The organism is Variovorax durovernensis, from assembly GCF_977011995.1.
Map to the genome: position 1 here is coordinate 3,846,772 of NZ_CDRNCW010000001.1, position 21,539 is coordinate 3,868,310.

Annotated in this window: 17 protein-coding genes; 13 read left to right on the forward strand and 4 right to left on the reverse strand. The window is 67.6% G+C overall.

Features of this window, described 5'->3' with window-relative positions:
- Window positions 1-67: 67 nt before the first annotated feature.
- Window positions 68-3,853 (reverse strand): ATP-dependent RNA helicase HrpA, encoded by a 3,786-nt coding sequence (gene hrpA / locus ACWV14_RS18285; RefSeq protein ID WP_454906012.1) that lies wholly within the window; start codon window positions 3,851-3,853, stop codon window positions 68-70.
- A gap of 455 nt (window positions 3,854-4,308) precedes the next feature.
- Between hrpA and ACWV14_RS18290 the strand changes: the two genes are divergently transcribed.
- The 11 genes from ACWV14_RS18290 (at window position 4,309) to ACWV14_RS18340 (ending at window position 17,643) form a co-directional block, all read left to right on the forward strand.
- A complete protein-coding gene (locus ACWV14_RS18290) occupies window positions 4,309-6,306 on the forward strand; it encodes an AAA family ATPase (RefSeq protein WP_454902949.1) in 1,998 nt (665 codons plus the stop codon).
- 70 nt (window positions 6,307-6,376) lie between these two features.
- Window positions 6,377-7,723, forward strand: a complete 1,347-nt coding sequence (argA, locus tag ACWV14_RS18295; RefSeq protein WP_409195416.1) for an amino-acid N-acetyltransferase — start codon at window positions 6,377-6,379, stop codon at window positions 7,721-7,723.
- An 18-nt stretch (window positions 7,724-7,741) separates the two neighbouring features.
- Window positions 7,742-8,380, forward strand: coding sequence for a LysE family translocator (locus ACWV14_RS18300; RefSeq protein WP_454902950.1), 639 nt, complete (start codon window positions 7,742-7,744; stop codon window positions 8,378-8,380).
- Between the two features lie 91 nt (window positions 8,381-8,471).
- The gene (locus tag ACWV14_RS18305; protein WP_454902951.1) at window positions 8,472-9,482 is read left to right on the forward strand and encodes a DUF3829 domain-containing protein; all 1,011 of its coding nucleotides are present in this window, start codon (window positions 8,472-8,474) and stop codon (window positions 9,480-9,482) included.
- Window positions 9,483-9,568: 86 nt separating this feature from the next.
- On the forward strand, window positions 9,569-10,789 hold the full coding sequence (gene dapC, locus ACWV14_RS18310) for a succinyldiaminopimelate transaminase (RefSeq protein ID WP_454902952.1): 1,221 nt from the start codon (window positions 9,569-9,571) through the stop codon (window positions 10,787-10,789).
- A 40-nt stretch (window positions 10,790-10,829) separates the two neighbouring features.
- Entirely contained in the window at window positions 10,830-11,663 is an 834-nt protein-coding gene (gene dapD / locus ACWV14_RS18315) for a 2,3,4,5-tetrahydropyridine-2,6-dicarboxylate N-succinyltransferase (protein ID WP_454902953.1), read from the forward strand.
- 63 nt (window positions 11,664-11,726) lie between these two features.
- A complete protein-coding gene (locus ACWV14_RS18320) occupies window positions 11,727-12,875 on the forward strand; it encodes a PilT/PilU family type 4a pilus ATPase (protein WP_454902954.1) in 1,149 nt (382 codons plus the stop codon).
- Between the two features lie 23 nt (window positions 12,876-12,898).
- Entirely contained in the window at window positions 12,899-14,080 is a 1,182-nt protein-coding gene (gene dapE, locus ACWV14_RS18325; RefSeq protein ID WP_454902955.1) for a succinyl-diaminopimelate desuccinylase, read from the forward strand.
- On the forward strand, window positions 14,077-14,955 hold the full coding sequence (gene prmB, locus ACWV14_RS18330; RefSeq protein WP_454902956.1) for a 50S ribosomal protein L3 N(5)-glutamine methyltransferase: 879 nt from the start codon (window positions 14,077-14,079) through the stop codon (window positions 14,953-14,955). The genes dapE and prmB overlap by 4 nt, the downstream gene beginning before the upstream one ends.
- A 167-nt stretch (window positions 14,956-15,122) precedes the next feature.
- Window positions 15,123-17,114: an ABC-F family ATP-binding cassette domain-containing protein gene (locus ACWV14_RS18335; RefSeq protein WP_106934630.1), complete on the forward strand. Its 1,992-nt coding sequence runs from the start codon at window positions 15,123-15,125 to the stop codon at window positions 17,112-17,114.
- Window positions 17,115-17,139: 25 nt separating this feature from the next.
- The gene (locus tag ACWV14_RS18340) at window positions 17,140-17,643 is read left to right on the forward strand and encodes a hypothetical protein (RefSeq protein ID WP_422086873.1); all 504 of its coding nucleotides are present in this window, start codon (window positions 17,140-17,142) and stop codon (window positions 17,641-17,643) included.
- Here the strand turns inward: ACWV14_RS18340 and ACWV14_RS18345 are convergent.
- Window positions 17,594-17,830, reverse strand: coding sequence for a hypothetical protein (locus ACWV14_RS18345; RefSeq protein WP_422086874.1), 237 nt, complete (start codon window positions 17,828-17,830; stop codon window positions 17,594-17,596). The two genes, ACWV14_RS18340 and ACWV14_RS18345, sit on opposite strands and share 50 nt — an antisense overlap.
- Before the next feature lie 4 nt (window positions 17,831-17,834).
- The gene (locus ACWV14_RS18350; RefSeq protein WP_422086875.1) at window positions 17,835-18,068 is read right to left on the reverse strand and encodes a helix-turn-helix domain-containing protein; all 234 of its coding nucleotides are present in this window, start codon (window positions 18,066-18,068) and stop codon (window positions 17,835-17,837) included.
- 71 nt (window positions 18,069-18,139) lie between these two features.
- On the opposite strand from ACWV14_RS18350, the gene ACWV14_RS18355 reads away from it, so the two are divergent.
- Entirely contained in the window at window positions 18,140-18,856 is a 717-nt protein-coding gene (locus ACWV14_RS18355; protein WP_454902957.1) for a helix-turn-helix domain-containing protein, read from the forward strand.
- Between the two features lie 180 nt (window positions 18,857-19,036).
- Here the strand turns inward: ACWV14_RS18355 and ACWV14_RS18360 are convergent, their stop codons facing one another.
- The gene (locus tag ACWV14_RS18360) at window positions 19,037-19,597 is read right to left on the reverse strand and encodes a fasciclin domain-containing protein (protein WP_081270516.1); all 561 of its coding nucleotides are present in this window, start codon (window positions 19,595-19,597) and stop codon (window positions 19,037-19,039) included.
- Window positions 19,598-19,854: 257 nt separating this feature from the next.
- Here ACWV14_RS18360 and ACWV14_RS18365 point away from each other — a divergent pair, with 257 nt between their 5' ends.
- The gene (locus ACWV14_RS18365; RefSeq protein ID WP_454902958.1) at window positions 19,855-21,465 is read left to right on the forward strand and encodes an efflux transporter outer membrane subunit; all 1,611 of its coding nucleotides are present in this window, start codon (window positions 19,855-19,857) and stop codon (window positions 21,463-21,465) included.
- Window positions 21,466-21,539 lie beyond the last annotated feature (74 nt).

The following is a 21,539-nucleotide window of genomic DNA, read 5'->3' on the forward strand; positions in this document are numbered from 1 at the left end:
CACGAGCGGCCCATGAAAAAAAGCCCGCATCCGCGGGCTTTTTTTCGTCCGCCGCGCCCCTTGGCGCTCAGGCCTGCAGCTGCGCCCAGGCCTTGTCCAGCCGCTTCACGCTTACCGGCTGCGGCGTGCGCAGTTCCTGCGCGAAGAAGCTCACGCGCAGTTCCTCCAGCAGCCACCGGAATTCGAGCATTCGGTCGTCCACCACGCCCTTGCGCTCGGCCACCAGACGCCAGTAGCGCTGGTCTTGCGGCTTGAGTTCGGCGAGCTTCGCGGCGTCTCGCGCGGGGTCCGCGCGCAGCTTGTCGAGCCGCAGCACGATAGCCTTGAGGTAGCGCGCGAAGTGCTGCAGCTGCGTCCACGGCGCATCGGCGATGAAGCGCTTGCCGACCAAGCGCTGCAGTTGCTGCGCGGCGTCCTGCACCGCGTCGGGCTGGATCTTCGTGTCCTTGATCTTGCGTGCGGCGGCGGCGTATTCGACGAGGATCGTCGAAGCCAGCCGTGCCACCTCGTTCGCGATCAGCGTGAGCCGGCCACGGCCTTCGTCCAGCCGCTTCCTGAACGCGAATTCGTCGGTCGGCAGAGGCTCCTGCAGGAATGCGCGGTCGATCGCCACGTCGATGATCTGGGTGCGCAGCTCCTCCGAGGTGCCGAGCGGCATGTAGGCCACCGACATTTTCTGCAGGTCGGGGATGTTCTTCTCGAGGTACTTGAGCGCGTCTTTCAGCTGTAGCGCGAACAGGCGGCGCAGGCCGGCGCGGTGCTTGGCGGCGGCCACGGCCGGCTCGTCGAACACCTCGATGGTCACGGCGTCCCCTTCGTCGCGCAGCGCCGGAAAGCCGATCAGCGACTGCGAGCCGCGCCGCACTTCCATCAGTTCGGGCAACTCGCCGAAGGTCCAGCTGGTGTAGCGCTGGCCGGCCGGCAATGCGGCGGGCGCGGGTGCGCTGGCGGCTTTCGCAGGCGCCTTGGAGCCTTGGTCCGACGAGGCCCCGTCTTTCTTCTCAGGCGACGCCTTCACGTTGAGCCCCGCCAGCGCCTGGAACGCTCCGCGCGCCTGTGCACCGAGTTCGGCCTTCAGCGCACCAAGATTGCGCCCCATGCCCAACTGCCGCCCGTGCTCGTCGATCACGCGCAGGTTCATGAACAGATGCGGCGGCAGCATGTCGAGCTTGAAGTCGGCGCGCTTGACGTCGATGCTGGTCATGTCGCGCACGCGCTTGAGCAGCACGTCGGTCAGCGAGCCGGTGCCGAACAGCTCGGGCACCGACAGCTCTTCCGCCAGCTTGCCGGCCGATTCGGGCAGCGGCACCAGCCGTGAACGCGGGCGCTGCGGCAGGCTCTTGAGCAGCGCCTGGATCTTGTCCTTGAGCATGCCCGTCACCAGCCACTCGCAGCGCTCCTCGCTCACCTGGTTGAGCACGAACAGCGGCACGCTGACCGTGAGGCCGTCCTTTGCGTCGCCCGGCTCGTGCAGATAGCTCGCGGCGCAATCGACGCCGCCCAGGCGCAGCGTCGGCGGGAACGACTGGGTGGTGATGCCCGCCGCCTGATGGCGCATCAGCTCGTCGCGCGTCAGGTACAGCAGGCGCGGCTGCTCCTTCGAGGCATGGCGATACCAGTTCTCGAAAGTGATGCCGCTCGCCACGTCGGCGGGCAACTGCGCGTCGTAGAAGGCGAAGATCAGCTCGTCGTCGACCAGCACGTCCTGCCGGCGCGACTTGTGCTCCAGCCCCTCGACCTCGCGCACCAGCTTGCGGTTGGCCGTGAGGAACGGGAACTTGCTCTCCCACTGCCCGCCGACCAGCGCCTCGCGGATGAAGATCTCTCGCGCCGCGACCGGATCGACCTTGGTGAAGTCGACGCGCCGCCCGCTGTAGACCACCAGGCCGTAAAGCGTGGCGCGCTCCAGCGCCGAGACCTGCGCGCCCTTCTTCTCCCAGTGCGGGTCGAGCAGCTGCTTCTTCAGCAGGTGGCCCGCCACCTGCTCGAGCCACTGCGGCTCGATGTTGGCAATGCCGCGCCCGAAGAGCCGCGTGGTCTCGACCAGTTCGGCCGCCACGATCCAGCGGCCCGGCTTCTTCTTCAGGTGCGCGCCCGGGTGCTTGTAGAACTTGATGCCCCGCGCGCCCAGGTACGCCTCGTCGTCCTCGAGCTTCCAGCCCACGTTGCCCAGCAGGCCGGCGAGCATCGACAGGTGCAGCGGCTCGTAGCCCGCGGGCTCGGCATTGATGCGCCACTTGTGCTCGGTGACCACCGTGAGCAGCTGCGAGTGGATGTCGCGCCATTCGCGCACGCGCCGGATGTTGATGAAGTTCTGGCGCAGCAACTGCTCGTACTGGCGGTTGCTGAGCTTGTGGGTGTCGCCGTGGCCGCCGCGCGCGTCGGCGATCCATTTCCACAGCCGCAGATAGCCGCTGAACTCGCTTTTCTCGTCGTCGAATTTCGAGTGCGCCTGGTCGGCCTGCTGCTGGGCGTCCATAGGGCGGTCACGCACGTCCTGCACGCTGAGGGCCGACGCGATGATCAGCACTTCTTCGAGCGCGCCGCGCGCGCGGGCTTCCAGAATCATGCGGCCCACGCGCGGATCGAGCGGCAGCCGCGACAGTTCGGCGCCGGTGTGCGTGAGTTCGTTGGCGTCATCGACCGCGCCAAGCTCGTTCAGCAACTGATAGCCATCGGCAATCGCGCGCGGCGACGGTGCCTCGAGGAACGGAAAGCGCGCCACGTCGCCCAGCCTCAGCGACTTCATCCGCAGGATGACGCCGGCCAGCGACGAACGCAGGATTTCCGGATCGGTGAAGCGCGGGCGGCCTTCGAAGTCTTTCTCGTCGTACAGGCGGATGCAGATGCCGTTCGCCACCCGCCCGCAGCGGCCCGCGCGCTGGTTGGCCGCGGCCTGGCTGATCGGCTCGACCAGCAGCTGCTCGACCTTGCTGCGGAAGCTGTAGCGCTTGACACGCGCGGTGCCGGTGTCGATCACGTAGCGGATGCCCGGCACGGTGAGCGAGGTCTCGGCCACGTTGGTGGCCAGCACGATGCGCCGTCCGTTGTGGCTTTCGAAGATCCGGTCCTGCTCGGGGCCCGACAGCCGGGCGAAGAGCGGCAGCACTTCGGCGCTGCGGAACAGCGGCTGGTGGCTGACGTGGCGGCGCAGGTGGTCGGCGGCTTCGCGGATCTCGCGCTCGCCGGGCAGGAAGACCAGGATGTCGCCCGCGTTGTGCGGGTCGCGCCAGAGCTCGTCGACCGCATCGGCAATGGCGTCGTTCAGGTCGTGCTCGCGCGACTCTTCGAACGGGCGGTAGCGCTGCTCCACGGGGAAGGTTCGGCCCGACACCATGATGGTCGGCGCCGGCCCCTTGGCCGAGGCGAAATGCTGGGCGAAGCGGTCGGCATCGATGGTGGCCGAGGTGACGATCACCTTCAGGTCGGGCCGGCGCGGAAGAATCTCGCGCAGGTAGCCCAGCAGGAAGTCGATGTTCAGCGAGCGCTCGTGCGCCTCGTCGATGATGAGGGTGTCGTAGGCCTTCAGCAGCGGATCGGTCTGCGTCTCGGCCAGCAAGATGCCGTCGGTCATGAGCTTGACCGAGGCATCGCGCGACAGGCGGTCCTGGAAACGCACCTTGAAGCCGACCACGTCGCCCAGCGGCGTCTTCAATTCTTCCGCGATGCGCTTGGCCACCGAACTGGCGGCAATGCGTCGCGGCTGCGTGTGGCCTATGAGCCGGCCCTTGCCGGGCTCGGCGTTGAGCTTGCCGCGCCCCAGGGCGAGCGCGATCTTGGGCAGCTGCGTAGTCTTGCCCGAGCCCGTTTCGCCGCACACGATCACGACCTGGTGCGCCGAGATGGCGGCCATGATCTCGTCGCGCCTGCCCGAGACAGGAAGCGATTCGGGGAATTCGATGCGGAGGGGTGTCGTGGTCGTCAAGGGAAAACAGTCGCCGGGCCGGCGCGGCGGGCAAACCGCAGATTATCGGTGCGCACCGCCGCTGTTGCACGGCATCCACAGGACGCGGCTTCGCTGCGACACGATCCGTAAATAGTCTTTACTCAATTGCAAACCGCCACTACGATCGCGTCCATGTCCTATCGCCTTGCCCCCACCACCTTGCGCCGTCGCTGCGCAAGCCATGCGCTCGCTGCGCATGGAAGGGCCAAGTTGCCTCGCCCGGCCTGAAGCCCGCGCCTCGCGTGCGCTCCATACGCCGGAGCACCGCAACCGACATCCACAGCGTCCGGCCGCCGGCTCCTTGTTTCGAAGGAGCGGCCGCCTTTGCGTACCTGTACCTGTTCGACAAGAAGAAAAACACCATGCCAAAAGACATCCGTTCCAACCTGCACGCCGAACTCTCCGAGCGCTCGCGTCATCTGCAGACCGTTTCCGAGTCGCTGAAGACCGAGCTCTTCGGCATCGACGACATCATCGATCGCGTGATCGATTCGCTGCGCGCCTGGTATGTGCTGCCGCAGCTCATCAGCCGCCCAGTGGTGGTCTGCCTCTGGGGCCTCACCGGCACCGGCAAGACCCAGCTGGTGCGCAGGCTCGCCCAGCACCTGGGCTTCTACGACCGCTTCATCGAAGTGCAGATGGACGGCTTCAGCCACGGCTCGGGCTATCACAGCCGCGGCTCCATCTCGGCCATGCTGGCCGAGTCGGGCATTGCCGAGGGCATGCCCGGCATCCTGGTGCTCGACGAATTCCAGCGCTTTCGCACAGTCGACGGCAACGGCCACGACGCCAAGGTCGAGCGCTACCAGGACGTGTGGGCGCTGCTGTCCGACGGCCGCCTGCCGCCGGCGCTGTCGATGCTGGGCGAAATCGAATCGTCGCTGGCGCAGGCCGAGTACGTGCAGGACCGCGACGGCGCCGGCGACAACAAGAAGAACGACGACAAGAAGCGCAAGCTGCACCTGTCGCCCTGGGAAGCGCGCGAAGTGAAGCGCTGCCTCAAGCTCTCCGAGACACTGCTGCAGATCATGGCCTGGAAGCCCGCCGAGGTGCACGCGCGCCTGCGCGCCTTCCGCGACACGCAGCAGAGCTGGGAGACCGACTACAGCAAGCTGCTGGTGTTCGTCTCGGGCAACCTCGACGAGATGTACGCCGAGACCGCCCGCCGCGTCGAAGACTGCGACACCGACGCCGACATCTTCCATGCGCTGACGAAGAAGCTCTCCGTCATCGACGTGAAGAAGGCGCTGGGCGAGCGCTTCCGCCCCGAGCAGATCGCCCGCCTGGGCAACAACCACGTGATCTACCCCTCGTTCAACCGCGCGACCTACGTGCGCCTGATCCTGTCGATCTGCGACCGCTACGTGGCCGAGATCCAGAAAAGCTCCGGCGTGCGCTTCGTGCTCGATGCCAGCGTTTACGAGCAGATCTACGCCAACGCCGTCTTCCCGGCGCAGGGCACGCGCCCGCTGTTCTCGTCGATCCACGCGATCCTGAGCGCCACGCTGGTCAATGCCGCGCTGTGGGCGCTGGAGCAAGGCGCCGACGGCAGCGAGCCGGTGTGGCTCGCGCTGGACGCGCGTGCCTCGTGCATCGCGGCCAAATACCGCAAGGCGCGCCGCCAGTTCCCCGTGGCGCTGGAGCTGAACCGCCTCAAGCAGCGTTCGAGCGAAGACTTCCGCGCCCTGCTCGCCGTGCACGAGGCGGGCCACGGCGTGGCCTACGGCCTGCTGTTCGGCCGCGCACCGCAGGAGATCAAGATCAACGTGGCCTCGTTCGAGGGCGGCTACAACAGCTACGAGCAGCGCAAGGCCTGGTCGAAGGAAAACCTGCGCGACCGCATCTGCGTCAGCCTGGCGGGCCGCGCCGCCGAGCTGCTGGTGTTCGGCGAGGCGGCCACCACCTCGGGCGCCCTGCAGGACTTCATCCAGGCCACGGCCTGCGCTGCGCAATACGTGCGCCACTTCGCCTTCGGCACGCGCCTGAGCCGCACCGACGTCTCGAACGACCCGGAAGACAACCGCAATACAGACGTCAAGGCGACCGACCCCGAGATCGAGGCCCTGCTGGTGCAGGAGCATGCACGCGCCCTCTCGCTGCTCGAAGCGCATACGCCCACGCTGATGGCGGTCGTCGACGCGCTGATGCGCGAAGGCTCCATCGCGCCGGCCGACCTCGCCGCCATGCTCGACCTGCCGGACCCGGGGACGAGCGACACCGGCGCATCGACCGATGCCTATTCGGCGCTGCTGGCGAGCTTCCGCGCGCGCCACGGCGGGCTGCCCGCGCCTCCTTCCGAGGGTGCCGGCGGCGGCTCCATTCCGGCCAGCGCGGCCCGCGTGCTGCGCGCGATTGCCTGACATGGCCTGATATCGCCCGGCATTGGCCAAGTCAGGCAAACGCCTTTTCATGAATGCACAATCACGCCCTATGTCCACCGTCTTCAATTTCACCTTCGTGCCCTGGTTCCGCTCGGTCGCGCCCTACATCCACACGCATCGCGGTAAGACTTTCGTGGTCGGGCTGGCGGGCGAAGCGATCGCGGCGGGCAAGCTGCAGAACATCGCGCAAGACCTGGCACTGATCCAGAGCATGGGCGTCAAGATCGTGCTGGTGCACGGTTTCCGTCCGCAGGTCAACGAACAGCTCGCGGCCAAGGGCCACGAGGCAAAGTACTCGCACGGCATCCGCATCACCGACGAAGTGGCGCTCGACTCCGCACAGGAAGCCGCCGGCCAGTTGCGCTACGAGATCGAGGCCGCCTTCAGCCAGGGCCTGCCGAACACGCCGATGGCCGGCTCGACGGTGCGCGTGATCTCGGGCAACTTCATCACCGCGCGCCCCGTGGGCGTGGTCGACGGCGTCGACTTCAAGCATTCGGGCCTGGTGCGCAAGGTGGACGCGGCGGGCATCCGCCGCACGCTCGACTTCGGCGCGATGGTGCTCATGTCGCCCTTCGGCTTCTCGCCGACCGGCGAGGCCTTCAACCTGACCATGGAAGAAGTCGCCACCAGCGTCGCCATCTCGCTGCAGGCCGACAAACTGATCTTCCTGACGGAAATACCGGGCATCCGCATCGACAGCGAGCTGCCCGAAAGCGAAGACAACCCCATCGACACCGAACTGCCGCTGGACGCCGCCGAGAAGCTGCTCGCCTCGCTGCCGCCGCCGCAGAAGCCGACGGACACGGCCTTCTACCTGCAGCACTGCGTGAAGGCCTGCAAGGCCGGCGTGGAGCGCAACCACATCCTGCCGTTCGCGCTCGACGGCTCGCTGCTGCTCGAGGTCTACGTGCACGACGGCGTCGGCACCATGGTGATCGACGAAAAGCTCGAAAGCCTGCGCGAGGCCACGGTGGACGACATCGGCGGCATCCTGCAGCTCATCGAGCCCTTCGAGCGCGACGGCACGCTGGTCAAGCGCGACCGCAACGAGATCGAGCGCGACGTGGGCCACTACACGGTGATCGAGCACGACGGCGTGATCTTCGGCTGCGCGGCGCTCTACCCGTATCCCGAGGAGCGCACCGCCGAGATGGCCGCGCTCACGGTGTCGCCGCATACGCAGTCGCAGGGCGACGGCGAACGCATCCTCAAGCGCATCGAGCACCGCGCCAAGGCCATGGGCCTGGACAGCATCTTCGTGCTCACCACGCGCACCATGCACTGGTTCCTCAAGCGCGGCTTCCAGCAGGTCAACCCCGACTGGCTGCCCGAGGCCCGCAAGCGCAAGTACAACTGGGACCGCAAGAGCCAGGTTCTGGTCAAGAAAATCTGACACGAAGGAGACCCCACGATGACGCTCGCCACCGCCCTGCTCTTCGCCATCGTGGCCTTCGCCGCCATCGCCACGCCCGGCCCCACGGTGCTGCTGGCGCTCAGCAACGGGTCCCGGCACGGCGTGCGACGCGCGCTGCCGGGCATGCTCGGCGCGGTACTTTCAGACTTCGTGCTGGTGGGCGCCGTGGCGCTCGGGCTCGGCGCGCTGCTGGCTGCGTCGGAGTTCTGGTTCTCGATGCTGAAGTGGGTCGGCGCGGTCTACCTCGCGTGGCTGGGCCTGCGCATGCTGCGCTCCAAGGGCGGCTTGCAGCTGCCGGCGGCCGATGCCGCCGCGTCGGTGACGGCGGGCGAAAGCCGCCGGATCTTCTTCAAGTCCTTCCTGGTGGCGGTGACCAACCCGAAGGGCTACATCTTCTGCTCGGCGCTGTTGCCGCAGTTCATCGATCCTTCGGCTGCGCAGGCGCCGCAGTACCTGATCATTGCCCTGATCTTCGCGGGCCTGGACATGACCGTGATGCTGGCCTACGCCTTCGTCGGCGCCCGCGCGATCCGGCTTCTGACCGTGTCGGCCACCCGCTGGATCGACCGCGCCTGCGGCGGCATGCTGCTGGCGCTGGCTGGCTCGCTGGCCTTCTACCGGCGCAGCGCGGCCTGACCGCCCCTACCACCCCCCGATGTTCCCGCCTGGCCGGTCCTGCCGGCCAGGCATGCCTGCGCGTTTCTTTTTTAACGGAGGAAAAGAAAGAATGAAGTACTGGAACTGGACAACGGCCCTGGGTGCCACGCTCTTGGCAGCATCGGCACTGCTGGCTGGCTGCGGCGACAAGGCGGGCACGGCCGACAAAACCGGGGCGGCCCCGCAAGCCAAGACAACGCCCGCCGACACCGAGCAGCAGCAGATCGAGAAATACAACATCTACGTCGACGTGTCGAACAGCCTGAGCACCTCGTTCCAGCAAGCGCGCGAGGAATACATGGCGCAGCAGGTGCCGCTGCTGCAGGCCAAGGCGCCGCTGACCAGCCTGCGCATCCAGAACGACATCTTCATCGACCGCTCGGCGAAGAAGCTCGATACCGCCGCAGCCATCGGCGCGCCGATGCCCGAGATCGATGAATCGGCCAAGGCGTTTTCCGCCGCGCTCAAGGTGCTCTCGCCGCTGAGCCGCGAGCTGAACAACTACGCCAACTCCAAGGGCTACCTTGCCGACAACGGCGACAAGGCCCGCCAGATGAATACAGACTACCTGGCCGCGCTCACCACCGTCGCGAAGGCCGAGGCCGCGTTCGACGACGGCCTGAGCGCCCGCGACCGGGCGCTGACCAAGGAGGCTTTCGAGAAGGCCCCGAAGGACACCGCCGCCTACTACCGCGCCGGGCTCATCTACCACGGCAAGCTCAACCACGGTGACGCCAATGCGTTGTTCGAATCGCCCAACGACCCCAAGGCGCTGGCTGCCTTCGAGGCCTCGCTGGCGCTGGTGGCCGAGTCGGCCGAGGGCTGGAGCAAGAAGATGGGCGAGCAGTCCGCCAAGAGCGGCAAGGTCTGCGACGGCGGCATGCTGAAGATCAACGAGTTCATCGGTCAGTCGCGCTCGATGGTCAAGGACATCAAGGACGGCGTGTTCAAGCGCAAGGAAAGCGGTGCGATGGCCCGGTTGCCGGCGCACATGCGCAGCTCCAGCATCGTCAACTCGGCCAACCGCTACAACCAGAACTTCGCCAACATGATCGGCCAGTTCAACCACCCGCTCTGCTGAAGCGCTGCCGGTCACGACGCGGCCTGCGGCAGGCTGAGCAGGCACGCGTCCATCGGCGGCCCGGGCGGTCGCCGATAATCCGGGCCATGAATCCCTTGCTCTCCAGGTTGCAGCCCTATCCCTTCGAGCGGCTGAAGCAACTGTTCGCGGGCGTCACGCCCAACCCCGAATTCCCCGCCATCAGCCTGGGAATCGGCGAACCCAAGCACGCCACGCCGGCCTTCATCAAGGAGGCGCTGAGCAACAGCCTGGGCGCGCTGGCCGCCTACCCCGCCACCGCCGGCGACCTGAAGCTGCGCACCGCCTTCACCGACTGGCTCCAGACCCGCTACAGCCTGGCGCTCGACCCGGCCACGCAGGTGCTGCCGGTCAACGGCTCGCGCGAGGCGCTGTTCTCGCTGGCCCAGACCGTGATCGACGCCACCGTGTCGCCGCGGCCGGTGGTGATCTCGCCCAATCCGTTCTATCAGATCTACGAGGGCGCGGCCCTGCTCTCGGGCGCCGAGCCGTACTACGCGCCGAGCATTCCGGCGCGCAATTTCGCGGTCGACTGGGACAGCGTCCCCGAAGCCGTCTGGGCCCGCACGCAGCTGGTGTTCGTGTGCTCGCCGGGCAATCCGACCGGCGCGGTGATGTCGCTCGACGAATGGAAGAAGCTCTTCGCCCTGTCGGACCGCCACGGCTTCGTGATCGCGGCCGACGAGTGCTACAGCGAGATCTACTTCCGCGACGAGCCCCCGCTCAGCGGCCTGGAGGCCTCGGTGAAGCTGGGCAGGCCCGACTTCAGGAACCTGATTGCGCTGACCTCGCTGTCCAAGCGCAGCAACGTGCCGGGGCTGCGCAGCGGCTTCGTGGCCGGCGACGCGGCCATCATCAAGAAGTTTCTGCTCTACCGCACCTACCACGGCAGCGCCATGAGCGGCACCGTGGCCGCCGCCAGCATCGCGGCCTGGGGCGACGAGGCCCATGTGGTCGAGAACCGCGCCATGTACCGCGCCAAGTTCGCGGCCGTCACGCCGCTGCTGGAACCGGTGCTCGACGTGCGGCTGCCCGACGCCAGTTTCTACCTCTGGGCCGGCGTGCCCGAAGTGTGGGCTGGCGACGACGAAGCCTTCGCCCGTGCGCTCTACGCTCAATACAATGTCACGGTTCTGCCGGGCAGCTATCTGGCGCGCGACACCAGCCACAGCGCCAACCCCGGCCGGGGCCGCATCCGCATGGCGCTAGTGGCAGAGACGGCCGAATGCGTCGAGGCCGCCGAGCGCATCGTGCGCTTCTGCAAGGACAACACGGCCGGCCGCCGCTGACCCGCGCCCCGGCTCCCATTTTTCACACGAGACCTTCTCCATGACCCAGCAACTGCAACAAATCATCGACGCCGCGTGGGAAGACCGCGCCAACATCTCGCCCTCCGCCTCGTCGGCCGAAGTGCGCGACGCCGTCGATCACGTCATCACCGAACTCAACAACGGCAAGCTGCGCGTGGCCACCCGCGAAGGCGTGGGCCGGTGGACCGTGCACCAGTGGATCAAGAAGGCCGTGCTGCTCTCGTTCCGCCTGAAGGACAACGAGCAGATCCAGGCCGGCTCGCTCGGCTTCTACGACAAGGTGCCGACCAAGTTCTCGCACCTGTCGGCCAGCGAGCTGAAGGAATCGGGCGTGCGCATCGTGCCGCCGGCCGTGGCCCGCCGCGGCAGCTACATCGCCAAGGGCGCGATCCTGATGCCCTCGTACGTGAACATCGGCGCCTACGTGGGCGAAGGCACCATGGTCGACACCTGGGCCACCGTGGGTTCGTGCGCGCAGGTCGGTGCCAACGTGCACCTGTCGGGCGGCGTGGGCCTGGGCGGCGTGCTCGAGCCCCTGCAAGCCAACCCGACCATCATCGAGGACAACTGCTTCATCGGCGCGCGCTCCGAAGTGGTCGAAGGCGTGATCGTCGAAGAAAACTCGGTGCTCGGCATGGGCGTGTACATCGGCCAGAGCACCCCCATCTTCAACCGCGACACCGGCGAAATCTCCTACGGCCGCGTGCCGAGCGGCAGCGTGGTCATCAGCGGCAACCTGCCCAAGAAGACCAAGTCGGGCCAGGACTACAGCACCTACGCCGCGATCATCGTCAAGACGGTCGACGCGCAGACGCGCTCCAAGACCAGCCTGAACGACCTGCTGCGAGACTGATCGCTCCCCCGGAGCACGCGCCTTTCCGCCTGAGAGAACAACAGCACCCGAGGAGAGAGACCGATGAACATGATGGAGCGAATTCTTCGCCTGATGGCCGAGCGCAGGGCCTCCGATATCTATCTGTCGGCCCACTCCCCGGTGCTGATCCGCATCAACGGCAACTGCGTGCCCATCAACGCGCAGGTGCTGCCGGCCTCGGCGCCGCTGGCGCTGCTGGCCGAGGTGGCGCCCCCCGAGCGCATCCAGGAACTGGAGAGCACCGGCGAACTCAACATGGCGCTGGCCCTGGAGGGCACCGGCAACTACCGTATCAGCGCCATGCGCCAGCGCGGCTCCTATGCGGTGGTGGTGCGCTACATCAGCCACACCATTCCGCGCTTTGCCGACCTGAACCTGCCAGACATCCTGAAGACGCTCATCATGGAACGGCGCGGGCTGATCCTGATGGTGGGCGCCACGGGCGCTGGCAAGACCACCACGCTGGCCTCGATGCTGGACTACCGCAACGAGAACGCCAGCGGCCACATCATCACGGTCGAAGAGCCGATCGAATTCACCTTCACCAACAAGAAGTCGGTGGTGAACCAGCGCGACGTGGGCAGCGACACCGCCTCGCTGCATGTCGCGCTGAAGAACGCGCTGCGCCAGGCGCCCGACGTGATCCAGATCGGCGAAATCCGCGACCGCGAAACCATGACGGCCGCCATTGCCTATGCGCAGTCGGGCCACCTGTGCGTGGCCACGCTGCACGCCAACAACAGCTACCGCGCGCTGAACCGCATCCTGGGCTTCTACCCCGTCGAGGTGCGCGCCACGCTGCTGGGCGACCTGGGCGGCGCGCTGCGCGCCGTGGTGTCGCAGCGCCTGCTGCGCACCCAGGCCGGCAGCCGCGTGCCCGCTGTCGAGGTCATGCTCAACACCGCGCTGGTGGCCGAACTCATCGAAAAAGGCGACTTCTCCGGCGTCAAGGAAGCCATGGAGAAGTCGATGGCCGAGGGCTCGCAGACCTTCGAGGAAGACATCGCCCGGCTCATCACCGAAGAGCGCGTGACCCGCGAAGAAGGCCTGGCCCAGGCCGACTCGCCCACCAACCTGCTGTGGCGCCTGCAGAACCGCGCCGCGCCCAAGGCGATGGCCGACGACCGCAGCCTGACCGACCAGGTCGACGAGCCCACCTTCACGGACATCACGCTCGACGTCCGCTTCTAGTTTCCAGAGCCACTCCTTCCGACATGTCCCGCACCCTCCAGCTCGCCGAACAACTCATCTCGCGTCCCTCGGTCACTCCCGACGACGCGGGCTGCCAGCAGATCCTCGGCGAGCGGCTGGCGCAACTGGGATTCACGCTGGAGACCATCGAGAGCGGCCCCGCAGACTTCCGCGTGACCAACCTGTGGGCCGTGCGCCGCCCGGCCAATGCCGCCGACGCTACAAAGACGCTGGTGTTCGCCGGCCACACCGACGTGGTGCCCACCGGCCCCGTCGAGCAATGGACCAGCCACCCGTTCACGCCCACGCACCGCGACGGCAAGCTCTATGGCCGCGGCGCCTGCGACATGAAGACCTCGGTAGCCGCGTTCGTCACCTCGATCGAAGAATTCCTGCAGGCCGTGCCGCAGCCCCGCCTCACCCTGGCCCTGCTGCTCACCAGCGATGAAGAAGGCCCCGGCGTCGACGGTACGGTCGTCGTCTGCAACGCGCTGGCCGCGCGCGGCGAGGTCATCGACTACTGCATCGTCGGCGAGCCCACGGCCGTGGAACGCTGCGGCGACATGATCAAGAACGGCCGCCGCGGCACCATGAGCGGCAAGCTCACGGTCAAGGGCGTGCAGGGCCACATCGCCTACCCGCACCTGGCGAAGAACCCGGTGCATGCCGTGGCCCCCGCGCTGGCCGAACTGGTGGCCATCAACGCCGCCGGCGGCTGGGACGCCGCGAGCAACCCCTACTTCCAGCCGACCAGCTGGCAGATCAGCAATTTCCACTCGGGCACCGGCGCGAGCAACGTGATCCCGGGCAGCGCGGTGATCGACTTCAACTTCCGCTTCTCGACCGAATCCACGCCCGAGTCGCTGCAGCAGCGCGTACACGCAGTGCTCGATGCGCACCAGGTCGACTACACCCTGGCCTGGACCATTGGCGGCCTGCCATTCCTGACCACGCCGGGCGAACTCGTCACCGCCGTGCAAGGCGCCATCCGCGACGAGACCGGCATCGAGACCGAACTGTCGACCAGCGGCGGCACCAGCGACGCGCGCTTCATCGCCAAGATCTGCAAGCAGGTGGTCGAACTCGGCCCGGTGAACGCCAGCATCCACAAGATCGACGAGCACATCGACGTGGCAGAGATCGAGACGCTGAAGAACATCTACCTGCGCACGCTGAAGCAGCTCAATGCTGCGCTTGCCGCATGAGCACCGTCATCGAGCTCATCGAATCCGGCGCCGGGCAGCTCGAAGCCGCTGGCGTGGCTTTCGGCCACGGCACAGCCAACGCCTTCGACGAAGCTGCCTGGCTGGTGCTTTGGCGGCTGAAGCTGCCGCTGGACGACATCGACGCCGTGGCCGACACACCCGTGTCGCCCGCCGACGCAGCAAAGGTGGCCGCGCTGATCGACGAGCGCATCGCCAGCCGCAAGCCCGCCGCCTACCTGACGAAAGAAGCATGGCTGCAGGGCGTGCCTTTCTACGTGGACGAGCGCGCCATCGTGCCGCGCAGCTTCATCGCCGAGCTGATTGCCGACGGCAGCATCGACTACTGGCTGGGCGAGCACACGCAGCGCGTGCTCGACCTGTGCACCGGCAACGGCAGCCTGGCCGTGCTGGCGGCCCTCACCTATCCGGACGTGACCGTGGACGCGGCCGACCTGTCGACCCCGGCGCTCGAGGTGGCGGCCATCAACGTCACCCGCCACCAGCTGGATGCACGCGTCACGCTGATCGAATCGGACGGCCTGAAGAACCTGCCCGGCCCCTACGACCTGGTGCTGTGCAACCCGCCCTACGTCAACAGCGCGAGCATGGCCGCGCTGCCCGCCGAATACCGCGCCGAGCCCGAACTGGCCCTGGCCGGCGGCACCGACGGCATGGATTTCGTGCGCCAGCTGTTCGCCGACGCGCCTTCGCGCATGAGCGAACAGGCGGTGCTGGTGCTGGAAATCGGCAACGAGCGCGACTACTTCGAGGCGGCATTCCCGCAGCTTGAGGTGGTGTGGCTCGAAACCTCGGCAGGCGAAGACCAGGTGCTGCTCGTGACCCGCGCGGCCCTGGCGTCGCTCACCGCGCCATGAGGGCCGGTGCCGGCGTGCGTTAGCTGCGCCAGACCACGCCTCTTCAGCCGCTTTCTCGCAGCAACTGGCTGCGAATCCCCATTTAACGGGCGATTCCCCCGCGCCTATGCCCCTTTTCGCCGAGCCGAAGGGGCCGGGCGGGATAATCGCCTCTACGGTTCTTTTTCATGATTACTCTCAAAAACGTCATTCTTCGCCGCAGCGCCAAGGTCCTGCTCGACGGCGCCACCGTCACCCTCAACCCTGGTGAAAAGGTCGGCCTGGTGGGTCGCAACGGCGCCGGAAAGTCGACGCTGTTCGCTCTGCTCAACGGCACGCTGCACGAAGACGGCGGCGACTTTTACGTGCCCAAGCAGTGGCGCATGGCCCAGGTGGCGCAGAACATGCCCGAGACGGACGAGTCGGCCACCGACTTCGTGGTCGGCGGCGACACCCGCCTCACCGAGTTGCGCGAGGCGCTGGCCACCATCGAGGCCGCCTACGCCGAGAACCCTGACGACGCCGACATCGGCATGCAGCTGGCTCACGCCTACACCGACCTGGCCGACGCCGGCGAGCACGACGCCGTGCCGCGCGCGCAGGCGCTCATCCTGGGCCTGGGCTTCAAGGCGCACGAGGTCGACGAGCCTGTCAACAGCTTCTCGGGCGGCTGGCGCATGCGCCTGCAGCTGGCCCGCGCGCTGATGTGCCCGAGCGACCTGCTGCTGCTCGACGAACCCACCAATCACCTGGACCTGGACGCCCTGGTCTGGCTCGAAGCCTGGCTGCAGAAGTACCCCGGCACCATGATCGTCATCAGCCACGACCGCGAGTTCCTCGACGCCGTGACCGACGTCACCCTGCACATCGCCAACGCCCAGCTCACGCGCTACGGCGGCAACTACAGCAAGTTCGAGGACATGCGCGCGCTGCAGATGGAGCAGCAGCAGCAGGCCTTCGTCAAGCAGCAGGACAAGATCGCCCACCTGCAGAAGTTCATCGACCGCTTCAAGGCCAAGGCCAGCAAGGCCAAGCAGGCGCAGAGCCGGGTCAAGGCGCTGGAGCGCATGGAGCGCGTGGCGCCGCTGCTGGCCGAAGCCGACTTCACCTTCGAGTTCAAGGAGCCCGGCAACATTCCCAACCCGATGCTGTCGATCACCAACGCGAGCTTCGGCTATGAGATCGAGAACGAAGAGCCCAAGACCATCCTGCGCGGCGTGAGCCGCTCGGTGCTGGCCGGGCAGCGCATCGGCATCCTGGGCGCCAACGGCCAGGGCAAGTCGACGCTGGTGAAGACCATCGCGCGCGAAATGGGCGCGCTGGCCGGCCAGGTCACCGAGGGCAAGGGCCTGAACATCGGCTACTTCGCGCAGCAGGAACTCGACGTGCTGCGCCCGCAGGACACCCCGCTCGAGCACATGGTGCGCATGGCGCGCGAGCTCGGCAGCAATGCCAAGGAAGCCACGGGGGAGCAGGCCCTGCGCGGCTTCCTGGGCAGCTTCAACTTCAGCGGCGACATGGTCAAGCAGCCCGTGGGCACCATGAGCGGCGGCGAAAAAGCCCGCCTCGTGCTCGCGATGATGGTGTGGCAGCGCCCCAACCTGCTGCTGCTGGACGAACCCACCAACCACCTGGACCTGGCCACCCGCGAGGCCCTGGCCGTGGCGCTGAACGAGTTCGAAGGCACGCTGATGCTGGTGAGCCACGACCGTGCGCTGCTGCGCTCGGTGTGCGACGAGTTCTGGCTGGTCGGCCGCGGCGTGGTCGGCGATTTCGACGGCGACCTGGACGACTACCAGCGCTACCTGCTCGACGAAGCCAAGCGCCTGCGCGAAGAGGCCAAGGTCGCCACGCGCGAGGCCGTCTCGGCCGCGGCTGCCGCAGCCGCTGCACCGGTGGCCGCCCCCGCCGCGCCGCAGCAGCGCAAGCAGGACGCGCAGGAGCGCCAGCAGCGCAGCGACCAGGCCAAGCCGATCAAGCGCGAGATCGCCCAGATCGACGAGCGCCTGGCCGCCGCCGGCACCGAACGCGCCGCGCTCGAGGCCCGCATGAGCCAGCCGCTGCCTTCCGCCGAGATTGCCGAAGCCGGCAAGCGGCTGAAGGCCCTGAACGACGAAATCGGCCGTCTCGAGGAGCGCTGGCTGGCCCTGTCGGACCAGCTCGAAGCGCTCGCGGCCTGAACCTGGAACCTGAAAGGGGCACTGGATGCCGTCTGCCATCGAACTGGCCCAAGGCGACGAGAAGCTCGTCGCCGCCGTGCACCGCGCGCGCCGCCTGATCGGCCGCAAGGCCCTCATGGCGGCCGCGGCCAGCGCCGTGCCCCTGCCCGGCGTCGACTGGATGGCCGACGCGGCGCTGCTCTCGCGGCTGGTGCCGCAGATCAGCGCCGAGTTCGGCCTGTCGGTCACCCAGGTTGAACGGCTCGCGCCGCACCAGCGCGAGCGCATCCAGAAGGCAGCCACCACGGTGGGCGCCCTGCTGGTGGGGCGGCTGGTCACGCGCGACCTGCTGATCCGGCTGGCCAAGCATGCGGGCGTGCGCCTGACCGCCAAGCAGGCGACCAAATACGTTCCCATTGCCGGGCAGATCGTTTCGGCCGCCCTCGGCTATGCCGCGCTGCGCGCGCTGGGCGAGCAGCACATCAAGGACTGCGTGCGCGTCAGCGCCACTCTCGCCTTAGCGCCGCCCGAACCGCACGCGAGCGCCTGAGCGCATCGTCGTCCAGCAACACCAGCGCCACCTGCAGCGCTCCGGCCAGGCCGAACACGCCCGCGCCCGCGAAGGCCGGCCTCGCGGCGCACAGCCCGTAGATCAGCGACGCGGCCGACAGCAACGCCAGCAGCACGCACAACATGCGGTCGAGGCACAGCCCCGACGGCAACGAAAGGCGGCGCACCGCTTCACTCGCCGGCCCGCTTGCGCGGCGTGTAGACCCGGGCCGGCTGCACGACCTGGCCCGTCACTTCCTGTTCGTAGACGTTCAGCAGCGCCAGGTAGTGGCGCGACATCACATCGCGCACCCGCCCCAATCCGATCTTGCTGACGGTGGGCTGCGGGATTCCGGTCCTCGCCTCGATCTGCTTCTGCGTGAGCCCCATGGCTCTCAGCGCCTGTACCAACTCGCGTGGTTTCACGGCAATTTCCTCCCTGTTTTTCATATTCTAGAGTCCACGCCGAATATTCATTTGAGCTTAAATCCCCGCGCATGGAGAGCATTGCCAGCCGCGCCCTCGCAGCGCGCAAATTCGCGAAGATGACGCAGAAGCAGGCGGAAGCCGTGTCGGGCGTCAAGCAATCGAGCATTTCGAAGATCGAGCGCGGCGACACCAGCCGTTCGATGAGCGTGCTCGCTCTGGCGCGCGCCTACCGTGCCGACCCGAACTGGCTCGACACCGGCGACGGCCCCGCGCCCTGGGACGAAGACCAGGTCCGCCCCGCGCGCGACCGCGCCGACGAGCCGCCCGGCCCCTACCGCGTGACCCGCACGCCGCCCGCCGGCCCTTCGTACAACCCGCGCACGCCGCAGACCGTGCCGCTCATCGAGTGGCCGGACGCCGCGCGCTGGGACAGCCGCGAAGTGTCAGACCAGCCCCGGGCCGAGCGGTGGATTCCGTGCATTGCCCACCACAGCCTCCAAACCTACGCGCTGCGCATGCGCGGCGACAGCATGACCGCGGCCAGCGGCCACCTCAAGAGCTATCCCACAGGGTCGATCGTCTTCGTCGACACCCAGCTGCGGACGCCGGCCGACGGCGAGCGCGTCATTGCCAGGCTGGAAGACAGCGGCGAAGTCACCTGCAAGGTCTACAAGGAAGAAGACGGCCGTCGCTGGCTGCTGCCGCTGAACCCGAAGCACGAGCCCATACGCACCGCTTTCACCGTGCTGGGCACCGTCATCGGCAAGTGGGAAGACGAAGACTGACTGCGCGAGCGGCGGGCAAAAAAAAGCCCGCACGAAGGCGGGCTTCAAGGTGACCTGCTGGAGGAGGGAGGATCAGAGGATTGCAGGCCACAGGGAGAAACTTGAATATCGCTTGCGAACCTGCTTGCAACCTGACCTCGCTCAAAGCTAATTCCAGGCTAATTCTTCTCCCGGGCCGCCTTACTTGGGCAGAAGCACCTTGTTGACCACGTGGATCACGCCGTTCGACTGGTAGACGTTGGGGATCGTCACCGTGGCGGTACCGCCCTTTTCGTCGGTGATCATGATCTTGCCGCCCTTTTCCTTGGCCACGAGCACGCCACCGGCCACGGTCTTCAGCTCGGCGGAACCCTTGCCGGCCTTGATTTCCTTCTTCAGCTCGGCCGCGTCGAGCTTGCCCGACACCACGTGATACGTCAGCACGCCGGTCAGCGCGTCCTTGTTCTCGGGCTTGAGCAGGGTGTCGACGGTGCCGGCCGGCAAGGCGGCGAAGGCCGCGTTGGTGGGAGCGAACACGGTGAACGGGCCCGGGCCCTTGAGCGTGTCGACCAGGCCCGCGGCCTTGACGGCGGCCACCAGCGTGGTGTGGTCCTTCGAATTGACGGCGTTGTCGATGATGTCCTTGGTCGGCAGCATCGGCGCACCGCCCACCATGACCGAAGCCGCGATGGCCGAAACGGCACCGGCGGACATGGCGAAGGCGAGAGTGACGGCTGCGAGACGATGAAGTTTGCGTTGCATGGAAATGCTCCAGGTTGTTGAATGGACCCCCGTGAAAATCGCGGCGGCTGCGATCAGTACGGCGCCATGTGCACAACAGATTCGGCCGGCGGGATAAAAAAGCCGGCCGAGCCCGTCCGCACTTGACACCGCTGCGAAGCATTTCGCGCCGTGTAATACCAATTTCGTCGCGCCGGCCTCGCGGCATGAAGCGATTGCTGCGAGATTCACGAAAGAGTCAGGTCTCCCGGCGTTTCCGGGTGTACAACCGCTGCCCCATGCCAAATCAAGAAAACAAAGCGTCGGAGGATCACCCCATCAAGCCGCGCGCGGTCTCCGTGCGCCGCCTCGCGGGGTGGCCCGTTCAAGGTGCCGTGCTCGGCACCGCCTTGCTGCTGAGCGCCTGCGCGGTCGGCCCGGACTTCAAGACCCCGGAGCTGCCCGCCGCCGCCCAGGGGCCTGACTACACGCCCGCGCCGGTTCCCTCGCGCACGGTCCAGGCCGACGGCCCGGCCGGACAGGCACAGGAGCTGGTGGCCGGCCGCGACATTCCCGCCCAGTGGTGGGACGTGTTCCGCTCCGAGCCGCTCGACCAGCTGATCCGCGCCTCGCTGGCCCAGAGCCCCACGCTCGCGTCGGCCCAGGCCGCGCTGCGGCAGGCCGAAGCTACCTACGAAGCCAAAACGGGCAACCTGTGGCCCCAGGTATCGGCCCAGCTCGGCGTGCAACGCGAGCGCGCTTCCGAAATCACCAGCCAGGTGCCCGGCGGCCAGTTGCTCACGCTGTACAACGCCAGCGTCAACGTCTCCTACAACCTCGACGTGTTCGGCGGCACGCGCCGCCAGATCGAGGGCGCACAGGCCGCCGTCGACACGCAGCGCTACCAGGTCGAGGCGGTGTACCTCACGCTCACCTCCAACCTGGTGACCACCGCCATCCGCGAAGCCTCGCTGCGCGCACAGCTGCAGGCCACGCGCGAAGTGCTGCAGGCGCAGACCGCGCAGCTCAACGTGATCGAAAAGCAGTTCGACACCGGCGCGATCCCCAAGTCGATCGTGCTGCAGCAGCGCACGCAGGTGGCGCAGACGCAGGCCACCCTTCCGCCCATCGAGAAGGCGCTGGCGCAAACCCGCCACCAGCTCGCGGTGTTCGCCGGCCGGCTGCCGTCCGAGGCGGGGCTGCCCGAGTTCGACCTCGCCAGCCTCTCGCTGCCGCAGGCGCTGCCGCTGTCGCTTCCCTCCGAACTCGCACGCCAGCGGCCCGACGTGCGCGCCAGCGAGGCGCAGCTGCACCAGGCCAGCGCGGCCGTCGGCGTGGCCACCGCCAATCTCTATCCGCAGATCCAGTTGAGCGCCAGCTACGGCAATAACGCGCTGCGCGCGCGCGACCTGTTCACCGGCCCGACCACGCTGTGGAACATCGGCGCCGGGCTCACGCAGCCGATCTTCAACGGCGGCGCATTGCGGGCGCAGCAACGCGCCGCGGTCGCGGCCTACGACTCGGCGGCGGCGCAGTACCGCAATACCGTGCTCGGCGCCTTCCAGAACGTGGCCGATGCGCTGCGCGCGCTGGAGCTCGACGCCGTCGCGCTGCAGAACCAGGCCGCGGCCGAATCGCTCGCCAGGCAGTCGCTCGACCTGTCGACCGCGCAGTTCCGCGCCGGCGCCGTGAGCTACGTCACGCTGCTCACCGCGCAGCAGGCCTGGCTGCAGACGCACACCGCGCTGGTGCAGGCGCAGGCCGCGCGCTATGCCGACACCGCCGCGCTCTTCCAGGCGCTCGGCGGCGGCTGGTGGAACCGTGCCGAGCTGGCCAACGCGACCCTGGCGCCGACCGTGCCCGCCACGCCCGCTGCCGCTGCGGCAACCGCGGCCCCGGTCCGGAACTGACCCCATCGCCCCCGCGGCGGCACCACACTCCCTTGCCACCGCGCCCCAACCCCTCATCCATAACTCGAAGAGAA

Coding starts and splice junctions, on each gene's coding strand:
- hrpA (WP_454906012.1), bottom strand. CDS start 3,853: ATGGCCGCCATCTCGGCGCACCAGGTCGTGATCGTGTGCGGCGAAACG.
- ACWV14_RS18290 (WP_454902949.1), top strand. CDS start 4,309: ATGCCAAAAGACATCCGTTCCAACCTGCACGCCGAACTCTCCGAGCGC.
- argA (WP_409195416.1), top strand. CDS start 6,377: ATGTCCACCGTCTTCAATTTCACCTTCGTGCCCTGGTTCCGCTCGGTC.
- ACWV14_RS18300 (WP_454902950.1), top strand. CDS start 7,742: ATGACGCTCGCCACCGCCCTGCTCTTCGCCATCGTGGCCTTCGCCGCC.
- ACWV14_RS18305 (WP_454902951.1), top strand. CDS start 8,472: ATGAAGTACTGGAACTGGACAACGGCCCTGGGTGCCACGCTCTTGGCA.
- dapC (WP_454902952.1), top strand. CDS start 9,569: ATGAATCCCTTGCTCTCCAGGTTGCAGCCCTATCCCTTCGAGCGGCTG.
- dapD (WP_454902953.1), top strand. CDS start 10,830: ATGACCCAGCAACTGCAACAAATCATCGACGCCGCGTGGGAAGACCGC.
- ACWV14_RS18320 (WP_454902954.1), top strand. CDS start 11,727: ATGAACATGATGGAGCGAATTCTTCGCCTGATGGCCGAGCGCAGGGCC.
- dapE (WP_454902955.1), top strand. CDS start 12,899: ATGTCCCGCACCCTCCAGCTCGCCGAACAACTCATCTCGCGTCCCTCG.
- prmB (WP_454902956.1), top strand. CDS start 14,077: ATGAGCACCGTCATCGAGCTCATCGAATCCGGCGCCGGGCAGCTCGAA.
- ACWV14_RS18335 (WP_106934630.1), top strand. CDS start 15,123: ATGATTACTCTCAAAAACGTCATTCTTCGCCGCAGCGCCAAGGTCCTG.
- ACWV14_RS18340 (WP_422086873.1), top strand. CDS start 17,140: ATGCCGTCTGCCATCGAACTGGCCCAAGGCGACGAGAAGCTCGTCGCC.
- ACWV14_RS18355 (WP_454902957.1), top strand. CDS start 18,140: ATGGAGAGCATTGCCAGCCGCGCCCTCGCAGCGCGCAAATTCGCGAAG.
- ACWV14_RS18360 (WP_081270516.1), bottom strand. CDS start 19,597: ATGCAACGCAAACTTCATCGTCTCGCAGCCGTCACTCTCGCCTTCGCC.
- ACWV14_RS18365 (WP_454902958.1), top strand. CDS start 19,855: ATGCCAAATCAAGAAAACAAAGCGTCGGAGGATCACCCCATCAAGCCG.